Annotated in this window: 7 protein-coding genes; 4 read left to right on the top strand and 3 right to left on the bottom strand. The window is 43.0% G+C overall.

Features of this window, described 5'->3' with window-relative positions; genetic code table 11:
- The first annotated feature begins 231 nt into the window (after positions 1-231).
- The 4 genes from IQ270_RS24235 (at position 232) to IQ270_RS24220 (ending at position 6,404) form a co-directional block, all read left to right on the top strand.
- On the top strand, positions 232-3,048 hold the full coding sequence (locus IQ270_RS24235) for a PAS domain S-box protein (RefSeq protein WP_193975741.1): 2,817 nt from the start codon (positions 232-234) through the stop codon (positions 3,046-3,048).
- A gap of 48 nt (positions 3,049-3,096) precedes the next feature.
- Positions 3,097-3,546 carry a response regulator gene (locus IQ270_RS24230; RefSeq protein WP_193975740.1) on the top strand — a complete coding sequence of 150 codons (450 nt, stop codon included), beginning with the start codon at positions 3,097-3,099 and terminating at the stop codon, positions 3,544-3,546.
- 135 nt (positions 3,547-3,681) lie between these two features.
- Positions 3,682-5,202: an ATP-binding protein gene (locus IQ270_RS24225; protein ID WP_193975739.1), complete on the top strand. Its 1,521-nt coding sequence runs from the start codon at positions 3,682-3,684 to the stop codon at positions 5,200-5,202.
- Between the two features lie 104 nt (positions 5,203-5,306).
- A complete protein-coding gene (locus tag IQ270_RS24220; RefSeq protein WP_193975738.1) occupies positions 5,307-6,404 on the top strand; it encodes a response regulator in 1,098 nt (365 codons plus the stop codon).
- A gap of 124 nt (positions 6,405-6,528) precedes the next feature.
- On the opposite strand, the gene IQ270_RS24215 is transcribed toward IQ270_RS24220, so the two are convergent.
- The 3 genes from IQ270_RS24215 to IQ270_RS24205 all read right to left on the bottom strand — a co-directional run.
- Entirely contained in the window at positions 6,529-9,135 is a 2,607-nt protein-coding gene (locus IQ270_RS24215; protein ID WP_193975737.1) for a PAS domain S-box protein, read from the bottom strand.
- Complete coding sequence (locus IQ270_RS24210) at positions 9,132-9,527, bottom strand: response regulator (protein ID WP_193975736.1); 396 nt, start codon at positions 9,525-9,527, stop codon at positions 9,132-9,134. The genes IQ270_RS24215 and IQ270_RS24210 overlap by 4 nt, the downstream gene beginning before the upstream one ends.
- 126 nt (positions 9,528-9,653) lie before the next feature.
- A partial coding sequence (locus tag IQ270_RS24205) for a sensor histidine kinase (protein WP_193975735.1) occupies positions 9,654-10,439 on the bottom strand: 786 nt, incomplete at its 5' end.

Here is a 10,439-nt window from a genome sequence, read left to right as displayed (position 1 = left end):
GTCCAGAAAAAACGGGCTCTCCCGCCCATCCCACAATAACAATAAAAATTGTAAGTTATTTAATTATCATTCCATAATCAATGACTGTTGGGTTTCGTTCCAAGGGCCCAACCTACACTATCGGCTGTGTAGTAGGTTTCAATCGCCGATCGATCTTAAAAAATTGAGATAAATTATAAGTTATAGCTCAGATCCATTTTTATTCTTTTAACAGGCTGTAAATCGCACCTTATGCTCTGGAATTTCTTAAATAACCTGCTATTCATCGGGAACTATATTCCTCACGGCCACTGTTACCTGTGGCAGCGAGAGCTAGTGGGACTCCACATAGTCTCAGACTCTATAATTGCCCTGGCTTACTATTCAATACCCCTATCGCTCATTTATGTTGTCTTTAAACGAAAAGATTTGCCCTTTCGCAACATTTTCTGGCTGTTTGGAGCCTTTATTCTCTCCTGCGGCACTACTCATATAATGGAAGTTTGGACGCTTTGGCATCCTGTTTATTGGCTTTCTGGGAGCTTGAAACTGATAACCGCAGTCATTTCTGCTTACACAGCTTTCGCATTAATTCCGTTAATTCCTGAAGCATTAGTTTTCACGAGTCCCGCTCAATTAGGAATGATTAATCAAATACTGCAAACAGAAATCGCCGAACGTCGAGAAAGTGACGCTCGCTATCAAACTTTAACAGAAGCTTCGCCAGTTGGAATATTTTATGCTGACAATTCAAAAAACTGTTTGTATGTCAACGAACGCTGGTGTCAAATTGCTGGAATTACCTGCGATGAAGCTTTAGGCAAAGGGTGGTTGCGAGGCATTCATCCAGACGATCGCGACAGCGTTTTTGCTCAATGGTATAGCGTCGCGCAGTCGCAATTGCCGTTTAAATCTGAGTACCGTTTTCAACGTCTTGACGGCGGTCAGGTGAAGTGGGTTTTCGCTCAAGCTGTCGGTCAAATCGGAGAAAATGGGGAGGTTAAAAGTTATGTGTGTACCGTTACTGACATTACAGAACGCAAGCTGGTAGAAGAGGAAAATCGACTGCTCAATGAAACTCTGGAAACTCGAATTGCCGAGCGCACTGCTCAAATCGAAATTTCCAACCAACAATTGCAAAAAGAAGTAGCCTACAGACAAACAATTGCGATAAGTTTGTGGGAGTTGACACAACTACAAAATGCAATTCTTAACAGCGCTACCTACACAATTATTTCCACAGATACCAACGGTACTATTAAAACATTTAATCGCGCTTCCCAGAAACTTTTAGGATATTCCCCCGAAGAAGTGGTGGGAAAAGTCACGCCAGAAATCATTCACGATCCTCTGGAGGTCAGCAAGAGAGCCGAAGTTCTTTCTCAAAAATTAGGAGTAAAAATCCAGCCGGGAATGGAAGTTTTTTTTACTTTACCACGCCGGGGAATAGCTGATGAGAATGAATGGACTTACATTCGCAAAGATGGTTCGCGGTTTCCGGTGCAATTGTCGGTGACTGCCTTATTTGATACTGAAGGAAATATCACTGGTTTTTTGGGTATCGGTCAAGATATTAGCGATGCCGTGGCGGCAGCTACGCAACGCAAACAAGCTGAAAAAGAGCTGCGCGACCTCACCAATGCCCTGCAAAATGCGGTGGAAGGCATTTCGCGGCTCGACAGTGAAGGACGCTATGTGAAAATTAACCGAGCTTACGCTCATACCTGCGGTTACGAACCGGAAGAAATGCTCGGCATGGCATGGCCACTTACTGTACATCCTGATGATGTAGAGATGTTGACATTAGCTTATCAGGAAATGCTAATTTCTGGGAGAGTAGAAGTTGAAGCTAGAGGCATTCGGAAAAATGGCTCGTTTTTTTACAAGCAAATAACGATGGTAACAGCTTGCGACGAACAAGGGATATTTAACGGCCACCACTGTTTTATAAAAGATATCACCGAGCGCAAACTAACTGAAACAGCTTTGCAGGAAAGCGAATTTAAGTACAGGCAAATAGTTGAATTAGCAGAAGAAGGTATTTGGGTAGTTGACAGCAATGCTCGCACGACTTATGTCAACCACGCAATGGCGCGAATGCTCGGCTATAGTGAATTAGAAATGTTCGGGAAGCCGCTTTGGGAGTTCATGGACGAACCGGAAAAACAACAAGCTCTCGCTCTGAGCGAGGGGCGAAACCAAGGTATTGTTGAACAACACGAATTTAAATTCAAAACCAAGGACGGCAAAGGTATTTGGACTTATCTTTCTGCCAGTCCTGTATTGGACGAGCAGGGTAATATGCTGTCGTGTTGCGCTTTGGTTTATAACATTACAAGCCGCAAAGAGTCAGAGCAGCAAATGCTGCAACTTACAGAAGAGTTGAAGCGTTCTAACGAGGAATTAGAACAATTTGCTTATGCGGCTTCTCATGATTTGCAAGAACCTCTCCGAGCCGTTACCAGTTACGCTCAATTGCTGGCCCAGCGCTATCAAGGCAATTTGGATGCTAAAGCAAATAAATATATTAATTATATTGTTGACGGCTCCACCAGAATGCAACAATTGATTAATGATTTGTTGGCATATTCGCGCCTGGGAACCCGAGGTAAAGAATTTGAGCCAGCCGATGGCAACGCTGCTGTCAAGCAAAGTTTGTTTAATTTGCAAATTGCGATCGCCGAAACAAAGGCTGCCATTACCTGCGAGGCGATGCCAACCGTGATGGCAGATGAATTTCAACTGGTGCAGTTATTCCAAAATTTGGTCGCCAACGGCATCAAGTTTTGTCGCGAAGATATCCCGTTGATTCATATCGCTGCCTGCAGGCAAGATAGCGAATGGGTGTTCAGCGTCCGCGATAACGGCATTGGCATCGCTCCGCAGTATGCCGATCGCATTTTTATCATTTTTTGTCGCCTGCACGGAAGGCGCGAATATTCCGGTACTGGCATAGGTTTGGCGATGTGCAAGCGCATTGTGGAACGCCACGGCGGGCGCATCTGGGTGGAATCTCAGGAAGGAAAAGGAGCGACTTTTTTCTTTACTATTCCTATAATTAGTACCTGAAGGCTGAAAGTTAATTTTTTTTCCTGTAATCAAAAGGATACGTCGGTTATGAGCGATCGAAGCACTGTTAGACCAGTTGAGATTCTGTTGATTGAGGATTCTCCCAGCGATGCCGATTTGGCAATAGAAGCCCTAAGTGAGGGTAAAATATTAAATAACTTACATTTTGTGGAGGATGGAGTCGAAGCAATCAAGTTTTTACGCAAAAAAGCACCCTATCTGGGCGTACCCCGTCCCGATTTGATTTTGCTCGATTTAAATCTGCCGAAAAAAAGCGGCGTTGAAGTGCTAGAAGAAATTAAAAGTGACCCGAAGTTAAAATTAATTCCTGTCGTAATTCTCAGCACTTCAGCAGCTCCTGATGATATTGTCAAGTCCTACTCGCTCCACGCCAACTGTTACATAACCAAGCCTGTAGACTTCGTACAATTTACTAAAGTAGTCAGGTTAATTGAGGAATTTTGGCTCGCGGTCGTCCAACTCCCTATAACTTATTAATTGATTGAGGATCGAGGACAGCCGCGACCGCTCCTTGCCAGACCAAAATTTTTAAGTTAAGAATGGAAGAACCAGCCAAAAACTTGAATATTATATTTGAATACTACCAACGTTTAAATCAAAAAGGTGTAAGCTATGTGGATTAAGATTCTGTTAGTAGAAGACAATCCCGCTGATGCTGATTTGCTTGCAGAACTGTTAGAAGTATCTGCGGGAGTGCAGTGGGAACTGGTGTCTGTAGAGTTCCTGCACGAGGCGATCGCCCAACTGTCCAAACAATCCTTTGATATAGTTTTGCTCGACCTTTCTTTGCCCGACAGCCACGGTTTGGAAACCCTAACTAGCCTGCGAGAAGTGGCTCCGGATGTGGCGATGGTGGTAATGACAGGCTTGGACGATGAGGCGATCGCCCTCGAATCAGTCCGTTTGGGAGCTCAAGATTACATTGTTAAAGGTCAAATTACCACCCAATTATTAGTCCGGACGATCCGCTACGCGATCGAACGATCTCAAACATTTCAAATGCTGCGGGAAAGCGAGCGGCGTTTTCGGGCGATTTTTGACTCTTCGTTTCAGCTTACCAAGCTGCTGACTCCCGAAGGAATCGTACTGGAAGTGAACCAGACAGCCCTTGATTTTGCCGGAGTGCGATCGCAAAATATTATCGGCTACCCGATTTGGGAACAGTCGATTTGGCAGCAGTCACCAAATGGTAAAGAACAATTAAAAGAAGGCCTCGCCAAAGCTGCTGCGGGCGAGTTTTTTCGGGGCGAAATAGACTTTTTAGGCAAAAGTGGGCAAACGATCACAGTTGATTTCTCGCTGAAACCTGTTAAAAATGACACGGGACAAGTTTTGCTGCTGATTGCTGAAGCCCGGGATATTAGCGATCGCAAACGAGCCGAAGCGGAAATTCTCAAAGCCCTCGCACGAGAAAAAGAACTTTCAGAATTGCGAGCCAAATTTGTGACAATGGTTTCCCACGAGTTCCGCACCCCCTTGACAACCATCCAATTTTCGACGGGATTGCTGCAAGATTACAGTTCTCAGTGGACTGAAGATAAAAAATCTACTCATTTTGTGCGGATTCAATTAGCAATTAAACGCATGACAGAGTTATTAGAAGATATCCTCGTAATTGGCAAAATTGAAGCAAACACCTTGCAGTTTCAACCGGTTTCCTTAAACCTCGAAAAATTTTGCCGACAACTGGTGGAAGAGCAACAGCTCAACGACAGCAACCAACACCCGATCGCCTTTAAATATCAAGGCGACAACTGCGAGGCTCAAATGGATGAAAAACTGCTCCGGCAAATCTTGGGAAACGTCCTCTCAAATGCCATCAAATATTCCCCCGTCGGCAGTACAGTTTCCTTGCTGCTCAACTGTCAGAACAAAAAAGCAGTTTTCCAAGTTCAAGACAGGGGTATCGGGATTCCCCCAGCCGATTTAGAGCGGATATTAGAAACTTTTTACCGAGCTACGAATGTCGGCACTATTTCGGGAACCGGTCTCGGCTTAGCAATTGTCAAACGGGCTGTGGAACTTCACGGCGGTCAACTGGCGATCGACAGTGAAGAAGGAAAAGGCACAACTTTCACTATTACCTTGCCTTTGATTTTTCAGGACCCACAACAACTTAATTATCAACTATAACCATTTGCCGTTTACCCCTCTATTTTATCCCAAAATCAACAATATTGTCAACCATCTGAACGCAGATATTTCTCATAAATTATTAATTAAAAGGAGTAATTACCGTGGTAAAAATTTTGGTGATTGAAGACGAAGAATCGATCAGAGAAAATATTTTAGATTTACTGGAAGCCGAGAATTTTCAAGGGATTGGAGCCAGCAACGGCCAAATCGGCATCAAATTGGCGATCGCACAAATCCCGGATTTAATCTTGTGCGACATGATGATGCCGGAAATAGACGGTCAAGCCGTCCTCAAAGCCTTGCGCTCCGAACCACTAACTGCCACAATTCCGTTTATTTTCCTCACAGCCAAAGCCGATAAAAGTGACATTCGCACGGGCATGGAACTGGGAGCCGACGATTACATTACTAAACCTTGTACGCCACAAGAACTCCTAAAAGCAATTGCTATTCGACTTGAAAAATATCAAACAATTAGTACACATTCTCAACAAACTCTCAACGAATTGCGAACTAATATTAGTATGTCGCTCCCCCACGAATTGCGGACTCCTTTGAATGCCATTTTGGGTTTTTCGGAACTAATATTGTCAGAATATCAAATTTTTAAAGAATCCGAAATTTTAGAAATGATCGAGCAAATTAACACTTCCGGTCATCGGTTGTACAGGCTGATTCAGAACTTTTTGCTCTATGCAGAACTGGAAATAGCGGCCACAAATCCCGAACAGCTTCTTGAGATGCGTAGCAGTGAATTTAGCTGCGTCAAATCTTTGCTGGCTGAAAAAGCGCGACAGCAAGCAAAACAAGTAAATAGAACAGACGATTTACAATTAAATTTGCAAGATTCGTCGGTCGCTATTGATTCTATAAAACTTACAAAAATTGTCGAAGAACTGCTAGATAATGCCTTCAAATTTTCTTTAGAAGGAACCCCGGTTTTTTTAACCAGTTTTGTGAAAAATCAGACGTTTATTCTGTCTGTAAAAGACCGAGGTCGCGGCATGACTCCGGATCAGATTTCACAGCTAGAAGCTTACAGACAGTTCGATCGCCAACTTTACCAACAACCAGGTTTGGGATTGGGTCTGGTCATCGTTCAACGCCTTGCAGAATTGCACGGAGGAGAATTTAAAATAGAAAGTTTGCCACAGCCAGAAACCATAGTTTCCGTTTCCCTGCCCGTCTCAACCATTTAAAGTTTGAGATTTGGGGATGATTTATATCCTGTCCCCTGGAATGACTAAAATCAGATTCGTTTAGCATGAATCTGGGTGAGGAGAACCCATATAAAAACTGTTGCAAAATTTTTGAGAATTGGTATTATATAGAATATATCGCCCGTTTCACGCATCGCTGCATATAAATTTGAACTACCTTATCCTCATAGTTGATTTTTCTGCACTCCGAAAACAATTTTCTCGCTTCGGCAAACTTCTGATTATTGTACAATACCAAAGCTTCCTCAAAGATTGTTTTGGTCTCTAACTTTTTCTGTCGCAACTCCGGCGGATCTCCCGCGAATACTTCATAAATCGTTACCAATTCCGATTTACCTTTGACTGTGACGCGATCGATCAATCTAAAATCATAAATATCGTTCAACTGTACAAAAGTATTTTGAGTAATTAACATCGAAACTCCATACTCTTTCGTCAAGTTTTCCACGCGGGAGGCTAAATTTACCGCATCGCTAATCACCGTGCTGTCCATCCGACTTTGGCCGCCAACCGTCCCTAACATCAAAGAACCCGTATTAATCCCAATGCCAATTTGCAGCGGCGGGCGATCGGGTCGATGGCGACTAATATTATACTCGTTAAGCTGTTCGAGCATCGCAATTCCAGCTTTCACAGCATCGTCCGCACAGCCATTAAACAGCGCCATAATCGCATCGCCAATGTATTTATCAATAAAACCAAAATTTTCAGTAATTGCCGGTTCCATCCGCGATAAATAAGCATTAATAAATTTAAAATTTTCTTCGGGATTCATCGTTTCAGAAAGAGAAGTGAAATCGCGAATATCTGAAAACAGCACTGACATTTCTTTCTCCACCTGATCGCCTAATTTTACGTCCAGAATACTTTCATATCCCAGAAAGTGCAGAAATTGGTGCGGCACAAACCGCCCGTAAGCATCTGTTAAATTTTCTTCGGCTGCTAAAGCTTTTTCGAGATCGTTTGTGAATTGGCGGCGCTCGGTTTCTACCTGTTGACGCTCTGTGATATCTTGAAAAACGGCGATCGCGTAAACTATGTTTTTCCGTTCGTCGTAGATTGGAGTCGCCCAAACCTCGATCGGCACAATCCTCTCCGGGCGGTGAATTTCCGCATCGTCAACGTGCACCACTTCCCCCCGCAGCGCCCGCACAATCGGTTGAATCTCCTGCGGATACAGCTCATTGCTTCCAGCGCAGTAAGTTTGATAAACTTCCGACAAACTGCTAAGAACAACATCAGCAACCAAGCCTTTACCAAATATTTTCTCAGCCCAAGAATTCATATAGCAAGGTTTTCCAACAGCATCTACCACAAATATACCCACCGGCACCGCTTCCAGCAATTGAGTCAACCGACTTTCACTTTCTAACAGCGCTTCATTTAACTTTTCTTGAGCTACCAAAGCTTTTTCTAAATCATTTGTAAACCTAAGCCGTTCCACATCCACCACTCTTCGTAAAGTAATATCCTCAGTAAAACCCTGATAGTAAAGCACCTCACCGCTAGCATCAAAAATAGTGCGCGCATCCTCAGAAATCCAGATAACACTACCATCTCGGCGGTAAACTTCCGACTCAAACTCAGATACAGTACCGTACTGCTCCATTATCGCAAAAAACTCTTGACGGCGCTGCGGTTGCACGTATAATTCCCGCTGAATATCATTAACACTAGACACCAACTCTTCAGGGGAATCATAGCCGTAGATTTGAGCCAGAGCAGGATTAGCGCTGAGCAACTTACCGTCAGGTGCCTTCTGAAAAATACCTTCAAGAGCATTTTTAAATATCTGGCGATACTTCTCTTCAGCTTGCACCAGCGCTGCTTCAGCTTGCTTGCGTTCAGTAATGTCAGTAAAAGCAATAATCCCGTAGGAAATATCCCCGAGAGAATCATAAATAGGAGTCGCCCAACTCTCCACCGGAATAATCTTATTCCCAGTCCTAATTTCTACAGCCTCAGTTCGCACACTTTCGCCCCGGAGCGCCTGCATAATTGGCAATTCTTCAACAGGGCATCTCTCATTAGTTCCGGATTTATAAAATTGATAAATTGCCGCTTTTTGCTCCGAATTAATATGCGGCACAGTACCTTTACCAAATACCTCCCGCGCCTTCTGATTAGCATAAAAAGATTGACCGTTAGCATCCAGCACGCACACGCTCAACGGCATCGCTTCCAGGTATTGCGTCAACCGACTTTCGTTTTCGTGAAGTTTAGAAATCAGCATCGCTTGCTTGCGGTTTAATCTTGCTAACTCCTGATTCATCTCCTGAAGTTCTATTTGTTTCTCAGCTAATTGTTTATCTTGAAAATATCTGTATATTGCCTCAGTAACAGTTAATTTTAAGTCATCAGATTGCCAAGGCTTAGCTATGTATCGGTACAATTTAGCATAGTTAATAGCATTGGCTACAGCCTCCAAATCTGCCTGACCTGTCAGCATAATCTTCAGAGTGTTCGGCGAAATGGCATGAATGCTCCTCAATAGCTCGTCTCCTTTCATATTCGGCATGATATGATCAGAAATAACCAAAGGAACTTCATACTGTTCTGCTAAAAGTTCTGACAGCAACTCTAAAGCTTCTTCGCCGCTTTGAGCAGTTTCAATTAAATATTTATCTTCAAAAGCTTTTAGCAAGTCTATTTCCAGACTATCGAGTATAGTCTGCTCATCATCAACACAAATAATGACTGGTTTTTTCATAAATTTTCTAGACCAGACTTAATCGCTTCAATTAATTCTCGGTTTTTCCAAGGCTTTTGTATGAAAGCATGAAGATTTGCTTGACTTTTTGCGCGATCGATTGCTTCTGCGTCTGCTTGCCCAGTCAGCATCACTGTCACAATTTGCGGATATTTTTGATGGATTGCAATCAGCAACTCATCTCCTTTCATTCCGGGCATCAACCAATCAGAGACAATGACTAGAATGTTAACCTCATCTTCACATAGCTCTTCAATAATTTCCAGTGCTTCTACTGCACTTTCAGCAAATTCGCACAAATATTTACCGTTAAATGCCTGTTGCAGTTCAATTTCCAGACTTTCCAACACCGCTACTTCATCGTCAACACACAAAATTGCTGGTTTAGACATCGCTACTTTTCTCCTTTAGTCTCGCTGAGTGAATCCCAATTGGTAAGCACATCATTGTCTAAATTATACATTGTGCGGGGTAGACGGCAAATTTTTAGCCCCAGATAGATGTCTGGGGAGTGTCAGCTACTCAATTAAATTAATCGGCACAGACACTGTAAATTCAGTTTGACCGGGCACCGACTTCACATCAATTTTACCCTGATGTTTTTTAATGATTTTTTCAACGATATCCAATCCTAACCCGCTGCCTTCTCCGGCAGGTTTGGTAGTAAAAAAAGGCTCAAAAATTTTAGGCAAAATTTCTGGTGGAATCCCCTTACCGCTGTCGGTAATTTTTACGACAACGTTGGTATCTTGCTGTCTCGCGTCAATTGTTAAAGTTCCTTGATTCTCCATCGCTTGTAAAGCATTGTGAATTAAATTTGTCCAAACTTGATTGAGTTCGTCGGGATAACACAGTGCGGCAGGCAATTCAGCTTCATAGTTTCTGACTATTTCCACACCCTGCTTGATCTGGTTTTGATAAAGAGTCAATACAGTTTCAATTCCTTCAGTAATATTCACCTGTAATTTTTCGCTATTGATATCGTAACGCGCATAATTTTTCAGGGCAAAGACGACTTTAGCAGCGCGTTCTGTAGCGGTAGCTATGGTTTTGGCGCTTCTGTAAATGCTCGCAAAATCGTAGGCAGTTTTGATAATATTTTCGCTTTCAGGGTCTTTGAGCAAGGGCAAGAATTCTTCCAAGTTTCCCTGCAATCCGATATTGACTAAAATGTTAGCAATGCTGTCAATATTGTCAATTTCTGCGGATTCTAGTTGCTGCTTTAGACCTTTTTTTAATTCCCGTTTTTCTCGCGTAGATAAAGCGTAATTTTGTTGGCGGGAACTGTACATCAAACTCAAGAA

Origin of the sequence: Microcoleus sp. LEGE 07076 (genome assembly GCF_015207455.1) — a bacterium.
Taxonomy (GTDB): Bacteria; Cyanobacteriota; Cyanobacteriia; order Cyanobacteriales; family Microcoleaceae; genus Microcoleus.
Note: the sequence above shows the minus strand (reverse complement) of the source record. Positions and strands in the feature narration are given on the sequence as shown.